This is a genomic window from Citrobacter sp. CK191 (assembly GCF_030333435.1).
Lineage (GTDB): Bacteria > Pseudomonadota > Gammaproteobacteria > Enterobacterales > Enterobacteriaceae > Citrobacter_B > Citrobacter_B koseri.
Window position 1 is genome coordinate 85,634 of record NZ_JAOWFX010000031.1, and the last position, 14,717, is coordinate 100,350.

Sequence of the window (14,717 nt, forward strand, 5' to 3'; positions counted from 1 at the left end):
CCTTACCACCGGAATGGCTACAGTGACCAGGTGAATGGTTTAACGGATCACATCGGCCAGCGCTTCTTCTAAATCGTACCAGCGAAATGAAAACCCCGCCGCCTCCAGTCTTTTTGGCAATGCGCGCTGTCCGCCCAGCACCAGTACCGATGATTCCCCCATTAACAGGCGGATGACGGTCGCGGGAACGCGCAGGATTGCGGGGCGGTTCAGCGCATGGCCCAGCGCATGGGCGAACTGTTCATTACGAACCGGATAAGGCGAGACCATATTGAACGGACCGCGCAGGTCGTTATCCAGCAGCCAGAGAATACCGTTTACCATATCATCGATATGGATCCAGGCCAGATACTGACGCCCATTGCCAATTGGCCCTCCCAGCCCCAGGCGAAACGGCGGGATCATTTTGGCCAGAATGCCGCCTTCCGGCGCCAGGACGACGCCGGTGCGTAGCAGACAAACGCGCGTTTTATCACTTTGCGCGCTACAGGCAATCTGCTCCCAACGCGCGCATAACTTATGGGTAAATTCGTTATGCGGCGGCTCTTCTTCCGTTACGACAACTTCGCCCAGATCGCCGTAATAGCCTGCGGCAGACCCGGAAATTAACGCGGCCGGGGGCGTCTCGCTGGCGTTGATCAAATCCGCCAGCTTTTGCGTGATGGACCAGCGGCTTTGACACAAACGCTCTTTTTGCTGCGCGGTCCAGCGTTTGTCGGCGATAGGCTCGCCAGCAAGGTTGACCACGGCGTCTATGTCGTTGAGGTTCTGCCTGTCCTCCAGCCCTTTCCACAGCGCAACCCGGGAGTCGAGAAGCTGACGCGCCTTATCGGGACTCCGTGTGACGACCGTCACCTGATGCCCCAGCTCCAGCAGACGGGGAATCAGGTGGCGTCCTATCAGGCCAGTACCGCCGGTAATCAGAATCTGCATGTTTCCTCCCGGATAGCGCTTAACGTCGCCAGCTGAGCGTCATGGAGACGGAATCGGCATAACGCAGCGCATGAAGTTTGTCGATCTCTACTTCAGCATAAGTGACCCAGTGATGTTCGCGTGCGATGTCGAGCACATCCTGAGTTAATTTTTCTAACAGCGAGAATCGGTTGCTCTCCACATGCTGAATAATGTTTTTTGTGATGGTGCGGTAATTCAGCGCGTCGTTGATGTCCTCGCTTACGCGGGCTTTTTCCGCCGGATAGTGAATGGCAACGTTAATAACAATATCCTGGCGGTTGAGGATCTCTTCCTCTTTGATACCGATAAACGTGCGCAGACGAAGGTTTTTTATACGAATAATAGCGTCAGGTTGTGACATTGCAGGCGTCCTCCATGGTTGAACCTTTGCATGATACACGAGAACCCGGCCGCGTTATCCGCTCTGACTCTCAGGCTTCTGCTAAGGCCGCAGTCTTGCGCGTTCTGTTGCCGGGCTCAGTATGAGTTTTCATCAGGTGACAGTATGCGAAAGACTCTATATTTTGAGAGAAAGCCCAAAGAACGAAGAGGACATTATGAGCAAACCCGAGATTACGCTTTGGTCAGACGCTAACTTTTTCTCTCCTTACGTCTTATCCGTTTATGTTGCCTTGCAGGAGAAAGGACTGCCTTTTAGCCTCAAAACCGTTGACCTGAGCAGCGGCGAGCATTTGCAGCCCTCATGGCAGGGCTACGCGTTAACGCGCCGCGTCCCGGTGCTGGAAATCGATGGCTTTGAGCTTAGCGAGTCGTCGGCGATTACCGAGTATCTGGAAGATCGCTTTGCGCCGCCGCAGTGGGAGCGCATCTACCCGCACGATCTGCAAAAACGCGCCCGCGCGCGCCAGATTCAGGCGTGGTTACGCAGTGATTTAATGCCCATTCGCGAGGAACGTTCGACGGATGTGGTCTTTGCGGCGGCCAGGAAAGGCCCGTTGAGCGAAGCGGGGAAAGAGAGCGCGGCAAAACTGGTGGCGACGGCCAGTGGTTTGCTCGCTCACGGTAAGCCGAATTTATTTGGCGAATGGTGTATTGCGGATACCGATTTGGCGCTCATGCTTAACCGCCTCGTACTGAACGGCGACGAGATTCCTGAGGCACTGGCGGAATATGCAGCATTCCAGTGGCAGCGCGCCTCCGTTCAACGTTTTATTGCGCTTTCCGCAAAGCGTTCAGGCTGATAATCCGCGTATAATCCAGTATCATAGAGCGGTTTTTTATGACGAGGAGTGAGTGATGAAACTGATGTTTGCATCGGACATTCATGGTTCGTTACCTGCGACAGAGCGCGTACTTGAACGGTTTGCGCAAAGTGGCGCGCAATGGCTGGTGATACTGGGTGATGTGCTTTATCACGGGCCGCGTAACGCGCTGCCGGAAGGCTACGCACCGGCGCAGGTGGCAGAACGCCTGAACGAGCAGGCGGCGCGTATTATTGCGGTACGGGGAAACTGTGACAGCGAAGTGGATCAGATGCTGCTCCATTTCCCGATAACCGCGCCGTGGCAGCAAGTGCTGCTGGAAAACCGGCGCATCTTCCTGACCCACGGACACCTGTTCGGGGCGGATAATGTACCCGCGTTAAATGCGGGCGACGTTCTTGCTTATGGGCATACTCATCTGCCGGTCGCTGAAAAACGCGGCGAACTGTATCACTTTAATCCAGGCTCAGTCAGCATCCCGAAAGGTGGGTTTGCAGCAAGCTACGGCATTCTGGATGATAATGTTTTGAGCGTAATCGCACTCAATGATCAAAGTATCATTGCGCAGGTCGCGATTAATCCGTAATTTACCCCACAATTGTAAATGCGCCGTAAGAGCGCCAGAAAAAGAAGGTTTCCTGATGGTGGAACAGCGTCGTTTGGCAAGTACTGAATGGGTGGATATTGTGAATGAAGAGAACGAAGTCATTGCGCAATCCAGCCGGGAGCAAATGCGAGCGCAGCGCTTACGTCATCGTGCAACGTATATCGTCGTGCATGATGGTATGGGCAAAATTCTGGTTCAACGCCGTACTGAGACAAAAGACTTTTTGCCCGGCATGTTAGATGCCACCGCAGGTGGGGTGGTGCAGGCCGATGAGCAACTGCTGGAGTCTGCACGACGTGAAGCGGAAGAAGAACTGGGTATCGCAGGCGTGCCGTTTGCTGAGCACGGTCAGTTCTATTTTGAAGATGATAATTGCCGTGTCTGGGGCGGATTATTTAGCTGCGTTTCTCATGGACCATTCGCGCTTCAGGAAGAAGAGATCAGCGAAGTCTGCTGGCTGACGCCGGAAGAAATTACGGCGCGTTGCGATGAGTTCACCCCGGACTCATTGAAAGCGCTGGCGTTGTGGATGACCCGCAATGCCAACAATGAATCGGCAAAGCAAGAGAAGCAAGAAGAGACGGAATAAGGTCTCTAACAGCTATCCCGCAAGCATAAACTGGAGGCGATCTGTTTCCGATCGCTCCAGTTGCCATCCTTCAGACGTTCCAGCAGCGCGCGTCCGGCTTCAAGGCCTATCTTACGATGCGGTACGGCCATTGTCGTTAACGGCGGCTGACAAACCCGGCTCACATCGCTGTCGCCGAATCCTACCACCGCCAGATCGTCAGGGACCTTGATCCGTCTGCGCTGGCACTCATATAACGCACCGCAAGCCAGCTCATCGGATACGCACACCAGCGCGTCCAGCTCGGGCCACGCCAGAATAAATTCGGGAAGCTGCGAGGCGCCGGTGGAAAAGTTTGGCGGCAGGGCGGCGTTAATCACGCGATTGGGCGACATATGGTGGCGCAACATCGCCTTGTACCAGCCCTGCAAATGCTGTTGAAAGATCCACTGCTCCTGATTGGCGCAAAGCAGGCCAATATTCTGATAACCGCGCTGAATGAGCATTTCGGTCAGTTCGTACATTGCCGCGACGTTATCGATACCGATATTCATATCAATCGGATCGGTACGAATGGCGCCAATTTCCATCACCGGAATCGACGCGTTTTTTAACCAGTGACGCACCGTGTCGCTGTGCTCGACGCTGAGTAAGATGGCGGCGGCGATGTTGGAGGCCAGCAGCGTCTCCAGCAGTTTCTCTTCCTGTTCGAGATGGTGAAGGGACTCCGCCAGCATAATCTGGTATCCCGCAGGCTGTAAAACTTGCTGAAGTCCGGCAAACATTTCTGAACAACCGGCTTCCGTGAGGTTCGGGACGACCATCGCGATGGTCCGTGACGAGGCGGAAGCCAGCGCGCTTGCGGCAAGATTGGGCATGTAACCGAGTTCATTCACTGCGGCTTCGATTTTTTCCCGGAGTTTATCGGAAACTTGCTCAGGCGTGCGTAACGCACGGGACACGGTCATGGTGCCGACACCGGCAAGCTGAGCAACATCGGCGATGGTCACCTTACCAGTACTACGCCGTTTTCGAGTTATAGACATACAGATTCCTGCGCAATTACAACGTATTGAGATGTTTTTTTATTGTCATTCATCGCTTCACGGGAATAGCAGTATACGCCTTAAATCCGGTTTAAGGCTGTGATTTCACGCGTTGATTGTATTTTGATAGCGCTATCACATATCTGACTGATAACTTTTGATAGCGCTATCTTTGTGAATATGATCACAGATAAGGTTTCAGCGCTTGAATAAAGTTTGCTCATATCTGGCAATCACGCGAGGAGGATATGTGCTCAATCACTGGCTAACTGATGCAACCATCATGCGGCAGGCGAGAGTGGAAAACTGGCCGCAGGCGCTGGAAATATGCGCCAGACCGCTGCTGGATGCTGGTGTTATCACACCTGAATATGTGACGGCGATTGTTGAGCAGCATCATAAGCTGGGCGCGTATTACGTTCTGGCGCCGGGTCTGGCGATGCCGCATGCGCGACCGGAAGAGGGAGCAAAGGGATTAGGCTTGTCGTTGTTAAAGCTGGAGCAGGGTGTCTCATTTGGGGCGGGCGAGTTCGATCCGGTGGATATCATCGTGATGCTCGCGGCACCCGACAAACACAGCCATATTGAAATGATTTCGGCGCTGGCAGAGTTATTTTCCAGCGATGACGATATGGATAAATTACATCAGGCGAAGTCGCTGGAGGAAATAAAAACAATAATCGCACGTTTCTAATTTAATTACGCATTCCGAATTACCTGACACATTACGCGCCTGCGTGATGCGGGCGTACTCTACTTAAAAGAAGGTGATGATAATGAAAATTATGGCTATTTGCGGTTCTGGCCTGGGCAGTAGTTTTATGGTCGAAATGAATATTAAAAAAGTGCTCAGGAAGCTTGAAATTGATGCCGATGTTGAGCATTCCGATCTCTCCTCGGCGACGCCTGGCGCTGCGGATCTGTTTGTCATGGCGAAAGATATTGCCGCCAGCGCCAGCGTGCCGGAAAGTCAACTGGTGGTGATTAATAACATTATCGATATTAATGAACTTGAAGCGCAGCTGCGCGCCTGGTTCGCCAAACAATAACCTTATTGCAAGCGAGGCGGATATGTTTATCCTTGAAACGCTGAATTTTGTTGTTGATATCTTAAAAGTGCCCTCGGTGCTGGTGGGGTTAATTGCCTTAATTGGCCTTGTCGCGCAGAAAAAAGCGTTTTCCGATGTGGTGAAAGGCACGATTAAAACTATTTTAGGTTTTATTGTACTGGGCGGCGGCGCAACGGTACTGGTCGGGTCTTTAAATCCACTCGGCGGAATGTTTGAACATGCGTTTAATATCCAGGGGATTATTCCAAATAACGAAGCGATTGTTTCCATCGCTCTGGAAAAATACGGGGCGTCTACGGCGCTGATCATGGCCTTTGGCATGGTGGCAAATATTGTGGTCGCCCGTTTTACCCGTCTGAAATACATCTTTCTGACAGGACACCATACGTTTTATATGGCCTGTATGATCGGTGTAATCCTGACGGTTGCCGGTTTTGACGGCGTTGGTCTCGTCTTTACCGGATCGCTGATTCTGGGGCTGGTGATGGCCTTTTTCCCGGCGCTGGCGCAGCGCTATATGAAGCGTATCACCGGCACTGATGATATCGCGTTTGGTCACTTCGGCACGCTGGGTTATGTGCTGTCCGGCTGGATCGGCAGCCTTTGCGGTAAAGGTTCCCGCTCTACCGAAGAGATGAACCTGCCTAAAAACTTAAGCTTCCTGCGCGACAGTTCGATCTCTATCTCTCTGACCATGATGATTATCTATCTGATCATGGCGGTGAGCGCGGGGCGTGAATATGTCGAGAGCACCTTCAGCGGCGGTCAGAACTACCTGGTCTACGCCATCATTATGGCGATCACCTTTGCGGCGGGTGTGTTCATCATCCTACAGGGCGTACGTCTGATTCTGGCGGAAATCGTACCGGCCTTTACCGGATTCTCAGAAAAACTGGTGCCGAACGCCCGTCCGGCGCTGGACTGCCCGGTCGTCTATCCGTATGCGCCTAACGCGGTGCTGATTGGCTTCCTGTTTAGCTTCCTCGGCGGCTTGGTCGGTCTGTTCCTGCTCGGACAGATGAAGCTGGTGCTGATCCTGCCGGGCGTGGTGCCGCACTTCTTTACCGGTGCGACGGCTGGCGTATTTGGTAATGCCACTGGCGGGCGTCGCGGTGCGATGATCGGCGCATTTGCCAACGGTCTGTTGATCACTTTCCTGCCCGTTCTGCTGCTGCCCGTGCTGGGGGCGATCGGCTTTGCGAATACGACCTTCTCAGACGCTGATTTCGGCGCAGTGGGGATTGTGCTGGGCAATCTGGCGCGCTACTTGTCGCCGCTTGCCATCACAGGGCTTGTTGTGGCGTTGTTCGTGCTGCTGGTGGCGTACAACGTGTTTGCGAAAAACAAATCTGCGGGGGGTAACACGCAGGAGAATACCGGAGCCAAATTATGAATGTGAATGAAGTTACTCAACTGGCGCGCGATATTCGCGTTGCCACTCTTAAGTCATTGACGCAGCTTGGCTTTGGCCACTACGGCGGCAGCATGTCGGTGGTGGAGACGCTGGCGGTGCTGTACGGCGCGGTGATGAAGATTGACCCGGCCGACCCTGACTGGCCGGAGCGCGATTACTTTGTGCTGTCTAAAGGTCATGCTGGCCCGGCGCTCTACAGCACGCTGGCGATTAAAGGTTACTTTCCGACAGAAGAACTGAACACGCTTAACCAGAACGGCACCCGTCTGCCGAGTCATCCAGACAGGTTAAAAACGCGCGGCGTGGATGCGACGACCGGTTCATTGGGGCAGGGGATCTCGATTGCCGGGGGGATGGCGCTGTCGCACAAACTTGCCGGGCGCCCGAATCGGGTATTTTGTATCGTCGGCGACGGCGAGCTGAATGAAGGGCAGTGCTGGGAAGCGTTTCAGTTTATCGCCCATCATCGCCTGAACAACCTGACGGTGTTTATCGACTGGAACAAGCAACAGCTGGACGGCGAACTGGATGAGATTATTTGCCCGTTCGATCTGGAAGGGAAATTCTGCGCTTTCGGTTTTGATGTTGTCACCGTGAAAGGCGATGACATTGCCCGGCTGCTGGAGGTCGTTCAGCCGGTTCCGGCGGCGGGTGCCCGTCCACGCGTGGTGATCCTCGACAGTATTAAAGGACAGGGCGTGCCCTACCTGGAGCAATTAAGCAACTCCCATCACCTGCGTCTGACCGATGAGATGAAAAAGGCGCTTAACGAGACGATTCGCCAACTGGAGGCCGCGCATGATTAAGGTTGCACCCGCGGGACAAAAAGAGAGCATGGAAATGCGTAAAGTGTACGCCGGATTTGTGGCGGAGCAGATAGAGGCCGGAAGCCAGATTATCGCACTTGAGGCGGATCTCATGAGTTCTATGGCGATGGACGGCGTTGCGAGGGATTATCCTCAGCATGTGATCAACTGCGGCATTATGGAAGCCAATGTGATCGGCACTGCGGCAGGGCTATCGCTCACCGGACGCAAACCGTTTGTCCATACCTTCACCGCCTTTGCCAGCCGTCGCTGTTTTGATCAGCTGTTTATGTCGCTCGATTACCAGCGCAACAACGTCAAGGTGATCGCGTCGGATGCCGGCGTGACTGCCTGCCATAACGGCGGCACCCATATGTCTTTTGAAGATATGGGTATTGTGCGTGGGCTGGCGCACTCGGTCGTGCTGGAAGTGACCGATGCCGTCATGTTTAAGGATATTTTGCGCCAGCTTATCGATCTTGAGGGTTTTTACTGGGTTCGAACTATCCGCAAACAGGCCCCGAGCATTTATGCGCCGGGATCGACGTTCACCATCGGTAAAGGGAATGTTCTGCGTGAAGGCAGTGATATCACGCTGATTGCCAACGGCATTATGGTTGCCGAGGCGCTGGAGGCGGCGCGCCAGCTGGAGCAGGATGGCGTGAACGCGGCGGTTATCGATATGTTTACCCTCAAGCCCATCGACCGCATGCTGGTAAAAAATTACGCGGAGAAAACCGGGCGAATCGTCACCTGTGAGAACCACAGCATTCATAATGGACTTGGGTCGGCCGTGGCTGAAGTGCTGGTTGAAACGTGCCCGGTGCCCATGCGCCGCGTCGGCGTTAAAGAGCGTTATGGTCAGGTCGGAACGCAGGATTTCTTGCAGAAGGAGTATGGTTTGACCGCAGAGGCCATTGTGGAAGCGGCGAAAACGCTGCTGTAATAATGATGTGTTGTTGCCGGATGGCGCTACCGCTTATCCGGCCTACAATAACCTGACTCGTAGGCCGGATAAGACGCGCCAGCGTCGCCATCCGGCATTTTTGATCAATGGTATCCCATCAACTGCGCGCCGATAACCACCACGCTGGACATGATAAACAGCAACCCCAGCAGCGTCGCGCCAACCTTCAGCCAGTTGCGAAAATCGACCCGGCACACGCCTAATGTCGCCATTAACGATGCGGACGTTGGATAGATGATGTGACTGAAGCCATCGCCAAACTGGAAGGCCAGTACCGTAACCTGACGGTTTACGCCTACCAGATCGCCTAACGGAGCCAGAAGCGGCATCGTTAACGCCGCCTGACCGGAACCGGAGGTGACAAAGAAATTGAATACGGCCTGAAACAGCAGCATAAACCATGCAGCGACAGCGTTGTTCAGACCGCTAATACCGTGAGCAATACTGTTCAACAGGGTATTTAACACGCTGGCGTCGCCCGCCTCGCCATTGCCCACGAGCAATAAAATACCTTTGGCGAAGCCGACCAGCAGGGCCGGGGCAATCATCATTCTGGCGCCTTCGGTGAACGAGGAGGCCATGATGTTCACCGTCATACCGTTGAGGCGGAAAATAACCCCAATGATGCCGATGACCACGCCCATCGTGAAGAACTGGCTGGCAATCTCAGGAATAAACCACGCGTGAACAATCACTCCCCAGATAACCCAAATCATCACTCCGGTCAGCACAATCAGCACCAGCCAGTCGCCTGCTGTGAAAGGACGTTGGGCGATTTCGTCCTGCTTCTCACGGAAATAGCGATCGGATTCATGGACGCGCGACAGATGGGGATTCTTTTTCACCCGCGCGGCATAGGTCAGGGTAAAAAGAAGACCAATCAGCGTGGAAACGAACCACACAACAATGCGCAAGCCTGAGCCGGAAAGGACCGGTACGCCCGCAATCCCCTGCGCGACCACGACGCAAAAGGGGTTCATCCATGAACTGGCAAAACCAATCTGGGTGGCGATATAGGTGACCAGTACGGTGGTAATGCTGTCATAGCCCAGGCGCACCATCAGCGGTGCGATAATAATCGCAAAGGCGACGGCCTCTTCCCCCATGCCAAAAACCGCGCCGCCCAGTGAGAAGAGGATGAACAGCACCGGGATAAACAGCACCTCATTGCCGCGCGTATGGCGTATCAGCGCCAGAATACCGTTATCAATGGTGCCTGTGCGCATGACGATGCCGAACGCGCCGCCGATCACCAGCATAAACATGATGATGCCGACGGCCGTGCCGAATTTAGAACCGGAGGTTAATCCTTCGAACGGGAAATTCATTAAGCCGGGTCTTTCATCGCCGGTTGTAAAGAGCTGGACGCGATGATACTGCGCTTCACCGGCTTCGTTGGTGAGAATACGAAAAGAGTGGGGATCGACCACTTTGCGGGTTTTCGTCTGCCCGTCAACCTGATACTGCACTTCCTGGCTGTCGAACATTCCGACGGGAACAAACCAGGTGGCAAGACTGGTCAGAATGGCGACGAAAAAAATAATCACCAGCGTATCGGGCATCGCCCATTTTTTGGCAGGCCGCGATTGCGATTCTGTTACTGCGGACATAACACACTATCCCTGTTGCAAGGCAAAGAGATAATTATGCGAACAGAGGAATAGTTATTCATTGATACAGCGCAGCTAAGCGGGAAAATCGGATTTCGTTCATGCCGGTTCGGCGGGCATAAAAAATCTGGAAATAATCGCTATTTCCAGACCTTAGATATGAGGTGCTGGCCGGATAAGGACGCCTTAGCGTCGCTATCCGGCACACAAAGCAGATTACTGCTGTTGCTGTGAAGACTGAATCGCGGTCAGGGCGATGGTGTAGACGATATCATCTACCAGCGCGCCACGGGACAGGTCGTTCACCGGCTTGCGCATACCCTGTAGCATCGGCCCGATGGAGATCAGGTCGGCAGAACGCTGTACCGCTTTATAGGTGGTGTTACCGGTGTTCAGATCCGGGAAGATGAACACGGTCGCGCGACCTGCAACCGGAGAGTTCGGCGCTTTGGATTTCGCAACATCAGCCATGACTGCGGCGTCGTATTGCAGCGGGCCGTCGATCATCAGATCAGGGCGTTTTTCCTGCGCCAGACGGGTCGCTTCACGCACTTTCTCTACGTCGCTGCCTGCGCCAGAGGTGCCGGTGGAGTAGGAGAGCATTGCAACGCGCGGTTCGATGCCGAAGGCAATTGCGGATTCCGCAGACTGGATGGCGATTTCAGCCAGCTGTTCTGCCGTCGGGTCCGGGTTGATCGCGCAGTCGCCGTAAACGTAAACCTGTTCTGGCAGCAGCATGAAGAACACGGAAGAGACCAGAGAGCTGCCTGGCGCTGTTTTGATCAGCTGTAGCGGCGGACGAATGGTGTTTGCCGTGGTGTGAACCGCACCGGAAACCAGACCGTCAACTTCATCCTGTTCCAGCATCAGCGTACCGAGAACCACGTTGTCTTCCAGCTGCTCGCGGGCGACGGTTTCGGTCATGCCTTTGCTCTTACGCAGCTCAACCAGACGAGCGACATAGCTTTCGCGAACCACTTCCGGGTCGACGATTTCAATGCCTGCGCCCAGTTCTACGCCCTGAGAGGCGGCAACGCGGTTGATCTCTTCCGGGTTACCCAGCAGGACGCAAGTCGCGATGCCACGTTCAGCACAGATGGCTGCCGCTTTAACGGTACGCGGTTCGTCGCCTTCCGGCAGAACGACGCGTTTACCGGCTTTACGCGCCAGCTCGGTCAGCTGGTAGCGGAATGCAGGCGGAGACAGACGACGGCTGCGCTCAGAGGTCGCGGTCAGGGATTCAATCCAGTCAGCGTTGATGTAGTTAGCAACGTATTCCTGAACTTTTTCGATACGCTCATGGTCATCAACCGGAACTTCCAGGTTGAAGCTCTGTAGGCTCAGAGAGGTCTGCCAGGTGTTGGTGTTCACCATGAATACCGGCAGGCCGGTTGCGAAAGCACGTTCGCACAGTTTAGAGATGCGCGCGTCCATTTCGTAGCCGCCGGTCAGCAGCAGAGCGCCGATTTCCACGCCGTTCATTGCCGCCAGACAAGCCGCAACCAGTACGTCAGGACGGTCAGCAGAAGTCACCAGCAGAGAACCCGCACGGAAGTGCTCCAGCATGTGCGGAATGCTGCGCGCGCAGAACGTGACAGACTTCACGCGACGGGTGTTGATATCGCCTTCGTTCACAACGGTAGCGTTCAGGTGACGCGCCATGTCGATTGCACGGGTTGCAATCAGATCGAAGCTCCACGGCACCGCGCCCAGAACCGGCAGCGGGCTGGATTCCTGGAGTTTAGCCGGATCGACTTTCACCACTTTCGCTTTGGAAGAGTCGTCGAAAATCTCAGACAGATCCGGGCGGGTACGGCCCTGCTCATCAACCGGTGCGTTCAGTTTGTTAACAATAACGCCGGTGATGTTGGTGTTTTTCGCGCCGCCGAAGCTGCTGCGAGTCAGTTCGATACGCTCATTCAGCTGTTCCGGGGTGTCGGTGCCCTGAGACATCACGAAGACGATTTCCGCATTCAGCGTTTTCGCGATTTCGTAGTTCAGAGACTGAGCGAACTGGTGTTTACGCGTCGGAACCAGGCCTTCAACCAGCACCACTTCCGCATCTTTGGTGTTCGCGTGATAGTTCGCGATGATCTCTTCCATCAGCACATCTTTCTGATTGCTGGACAGCAGAGATTCAACGTGGCTCATCTTCAGCGGTTCAGCCGCCGGGACAGACGAGTTTGCACGAACGATAGCGGTAGTCTGGTCTGGCGCATTGCCACCCGCGCGCGGTTGGGCGATTGGCTTAAAGACGCTCAGACGAACGCCTTTGCGTTCCATAGCACGGATGACGCCAAGGCTGACGCTGGTCAGGCCGACGCTGGTTCCGGTAGGGATCAGCATAATAATACGGGACACGGTTTATCCTCTTTCGTTACCGCCGGTTTCAGGCGGGTTACAAAACAGCACCGCCAGCTAGGCTGGCGGTGTAAAATCAGGCAGTCAGACGGCTCGCGTCTTGCGCGATAACCAGTTCTTCGTTGGTTGGGATAACCACCGCAGGACGGGTACCTTCTTTGTTGATGAAACCAGATTTGCCGAAACGGGCAGCCAGGTTACGTTCGTGATCGACTTCAAAGCCCAGCACGCCCAGTTTGCCCAGAGACAGCTCACGCACCATCGCCGCGTTTTCACCGATACCGCCAGTGAAGACCACTGCGTCCAGACGACCTTCCATCAGCGCGGTGTAAGAGCCGATGTATTTCGCCAGACGGTGGCAGTATACGTCCATCGCACGTTTCGCATCTTCTTTAGCGGTGTAGTTGTCTTCAACATAACGGCAGTCGCTGGTGACTTCGGTCAGACCCAACAGACCTGATTCTTTGGTCAGCATTTTGTTGATCTGATCGATGTTCATGCCCAGGTTGTCATGCAGGAAGAAGATGATTGCCGGGTCGATGTCACCGGTACGGGTGCCCATCACCAGACCTTCCAGCGGGGTCAGACCCATAGAGGTGTCAACGCACTGGCCGTTGCGGATTGCAGAAACGGAACCACCGTTGCCCAGATGGCAGGTGATGATGTTCAGTTCTTCAACCGGCTTGTTCAGCATTTTTGCGGCTTCCTGAGTCACATAGTAGTGGCTGGTGCCGTGGAAACCGTAACGACGTACGCCGTGTTCTTTGTACAGGCTGTACGGCAGGGCATACAGGTAAGACTCTTCCGGCATGGTCTGATGGAACGCGGTGTCGAAAACTGCAACGTTCTTTTCTTTCAGTTCCGGGAAGGATTTCAGCGCTTCAGTAATCCCGATCAGGTGAGCCGGGTTGTGCAGCGGAGCGAACGGCGCAGCGTCTTTGATGCCCTGGATAACGGAGTCATCAATGACCACGGAGCTGGTATACTTCTCGCCGCCGTGTACGATACGGTGACCAATTGCGGTCAACTGCGCAGACAGTTCTGGTTTTTGTGCCAGAATAGTATTAACAATAAAGTTCAGCGCTTCACTGTGAGCGGCGCCTGCACCTAAAGCCGCTTCTTGTTTATTGCCGTCCATTTTCCATTTGATACGTGCTTCAGGAAGATGGAAACATTCGGCTAAACCAGAAAGGTATTCTTCACCGTTCGCTGCATCGATGATTGCAAATTTCAGTGAGGAGCTACCGCAGTTCAGAACCAGTACTAACTTACTCGACATGGAAGTACCTATTTATGATACGTGGCTAAAAAAACGTCAGTGAGCCATAGAGCGTAACGCATGATGACGCTGACGTTTATGATTAACATCATGCGCAATAATCTTTTTCGGCATGATGGAAGAAATACCTTTGAGTCTATGCCATTTTGCGTATTTTTCAGCCAATGGCATACTATATGTAAATTTGACGACTCAATGATTTTGGACTACTGGCCTTAGAGGCCGACACAGGATACCTGATAGTGGGTATCAATGACAAAATGTTTTGAACGATGTCCCTTGTAGTTGTTGTTTTGCACAAATTTTTGAATTTTTATATGTGAAGTTGAGGTAAAGCCATGTCGACACCGGATAATCGCTCCGTGAATTTTTTTAGTTTGTTTCGCCGGGGGCAGCACTACGCAAAGACGTGGCCGATGGAAAAGCGCCTTGCGTCGGTCTTTGTTGAGAACCGCGTGATTCGTATGACGCGTTACGCCATTCGCTTTATGCCGCCGATCGCGGTGTTTACGCTGTGCTGGCAAATCGCGCTGGGCGGTCAGTTAGGCCCGGCGGTTGCCACAGCCCTGTTTGCGCTCAGTTTACCGATGCAAGGCATGTGGTGGCTGGGAAAACGCTCCGTTACGCCACTCCCGCCTTCCATCCTGAACTGGTTCTATGAGGTTCGGGGAAAATTGCAGGAAGCCGGGCAGGCGTTGTCGCCAGTAGAAGGCAAGCCGGATTACCAGGCATTAGCTGACACGCTTAAGCGCGCCTTCAAACAACTGGATAAAACTTTCCTTGATGATTTGTAATTGACCCCTGATTACGCA

General features: G+C 53.9%; 15 protein-coding genes. 9 read left to right on the forward strand and 6 right to left on the reverse strand.

Translation table 11 applies throughout. The features are described from left to right. Window positions 1-39 precede the first annotated feature (39 nt). Entirely contained in the window at window positions 40-933 is an 894-nt protein-coding gene (locus OGV82_RS12045; RefSeq protein ID WP_047462321.1) for a TIGR01777 family oxidoreductase, read from the reverse strand. 19 nt (window positions 934-952) lie between these two features. Then, window positions 953-1,315 (reverse strand): dihydroneopterin triphosphate 2'-epimerase, encoded by a 363-nt coding sequence (folX, locus tag OGV82_RS12050; protein WP_012131467.1) that lies wholly within the window; start codon window positions 1,313-1,315, stop codon window positions 953-955. Between the two features lie 196 nt (window positions 1,316-1,511). Here folX and yfcF point away from each other — a divergent pair, with 196 nt between their 5' ends. The 3 genes from yfcF to yfcD are packed head-to-tail and all read left to right on the forward strand — an operon-like array spanning window position 1,512 to window position 3,373. After that, window positions 1,512-2,156 carry a glutathione transferase gene (yfcF, locus tag OGV82_RS12055; protein WP_047462323.1) on the forward strand — a complete coding sequence of 215 codons (645 nt, stop codon included), beginning with the start codon at window positions 1,512-1,514 and terminating at the stop codon, window positions 2,154-2,156. 55 nt (window positions 2,157-2,211) lie between these two features. Then, a complete protein-coding gene (gene yfcE, locus OGV82_RS12060; RefSeq protein ID WP_047462326.1) occupies window positions 2,212-2,763 on the forward strand; it encodes a phosphodiesterase in 552 nt (183 codons plus the stop codon). 55 nt (window positions 2,764-2,818) lie between these two features. Further along, on the forward strand, window positions 2,819-3,373 hold the full coding sequence (yfcD, locus tag OGV82_RS12065; RefSeq protein ID WP_012131470.1) for an NUDIX hydrolase YfcD: 555 nt from the start codon (window positions 2,819-2,821) through the stop codon (window positions 3,371-3,373). Between the two features lie 5 nt (window positions 3,374-3,378). On the opposite strand, the gene OGV82_RS12070 is transcribed toward yfcD, so the two are convergent. After that, window positions 3,379-4,398 (reverse strand): LacI family DNA-binding transcriptional regulator, encoded by a 1,020-nt coding sequence (locus OGV82_RS12070; RefSeq protein ID WP_012131471.1) that lies wholly within the window; start codon window positions 4,396-4,398, stop codon window positions 3,379-3,381. Between the two features lie 250 nt (window positions 4,399-4,648). Between OGV82_RS12070 and OGV82_RS12075 the strand changes: the two genes are divergently transcribed. The 5 genes from OGV82_RS12075 to OGV82_RS12095 all read left to right on the forward strand — a co-directional run bounded on the left by OGV82_RS12075 (window position 4,649) and on the right by OGV82_RS12095 (window position 8,634). After that, window positions 4,649-5,092 (forward strand): PTS sugar transporter subunit IIA, encoded by a 444-nt coding sequence (locus OGV82_RS12075; protein ID WP_024130154.1) that lies wholly within the window; start codon window positions 4,649-4,651, stop codon window positions 5,090-5,092. A gap of 82 nt (window positions 5,093-5,174) precedes the next feature. Continuing rightward, on the forward strand, window positions 5,175-5,447 hold the full coding sequence (locus OGV82_RS12080; protein WP_024130155.1) for a PTS sugar transporter subunit IIB: 273 nt from the start codon (window positions 5,175-5,177) through the stop codon (window positions 5,445-5,447). A gap of 22 nt (window positions 5,448-5,469) precedes the next feature. Beyond that, on the forward strand, window positions 5,470-6,861 hold the full coding sequence (locus OGV82_RS12085) for a PTS ascorbate transporter subunit IIC (RefSeq protein WP_012131474.1): 1,392 nt from the start codon (window positions 5,470-5,472) through the stop codon (window positions 6,859-6,861). Continuing rightward, window positions 6,858-7,688 (forward strand): transketolase, encoded by an 831-nt coding sequence (locus OGV82_RS12090; protein ID WP_047462333.1) that lies wholly within the window; start codon window positions 6,858-6,860, stop codon window positions 7,686-7,688. Before OGV82_RS12085 ends, OGV82_RS12090 begins: the two co-directional genes overlap by 4 nt. Then, entirely contained in the window at window positions 7,681-8,634 is a 954-nt protein-coding gene (locus OGV82_RS12095; protein WP_047462336.1) for a transketolase family protein, read from the forward strand. The genes OGV82_RS12090 and OGV82_RS12095 overlap by 8 nt, the downstream gene beginning before the upstream one ends. 104 nt (window positions 8,635-8,738) lie before the next feature. Here OGV82_RS12095 and yfcC read toward each other — a convergent pair whose 3' ends face one another. The 3 genes from yfcC to ackA all read right to left on the reverse strand — a co-directional run bounded on the left by yfcC (window position 8,739) and on the right by ackA (window position 13,905). Continuing rightward, window positions 8,739-10,265 carry a putative basic amino acid antiporter YfcC gene (gene yfcC, locus OGV82_RS12100; protein WP_286462724.1) on the reverse strand — a complete coding sequence of 509 codons (1,527 nt, stop codon included), beginning with the start codon at window positions 10,263-10,265 and terminating at the stop codon, window positions 8,739-8,741. 216 nt (window positions 10,266-10,481) lie between these two features. Next, on the reverse strand, window positions 10,482-12,626 hold the full coding sequence (gene pta, locus OGV82_RS12105; RefSeq protein WP_024130156.1) for a phosphate acetyltransferase: 2,145 nt from the start codon (window positions 12,624-12,626) through the stop codon (window positions 10,482-10,484). Between the two features lie 76 nt (window positions 12,627-12,702). Continuing rightward, window positions 12,703-13,905, reverse strand: a complete 1,203-nt coding sequence (ackA, locus tag OGV82_RS12110; protein WP_012131481.1) for an acetate kinase — start codon at window positions 13,903-13,905, stop codon at window positions 12,703-12,705. 338 nt (window positions 13,906-14,243) lie between these two features. Between ackA and yfbV the strand changes: the two genes are divergently transcribed. After that, a complete protein-coding gene (yfbV, locus tag OGV82_RS12115) occupies window positions 14,244-14,699 on the forward strand; it encodes a terminus macrodomain insulation protein YfbV (protein WP_047462341.1) in 456 nt (151 codons plus the stop codon). The last annotated feature ends 18 nt before the right edge of the window (window positions 14,700-14,717 follow it).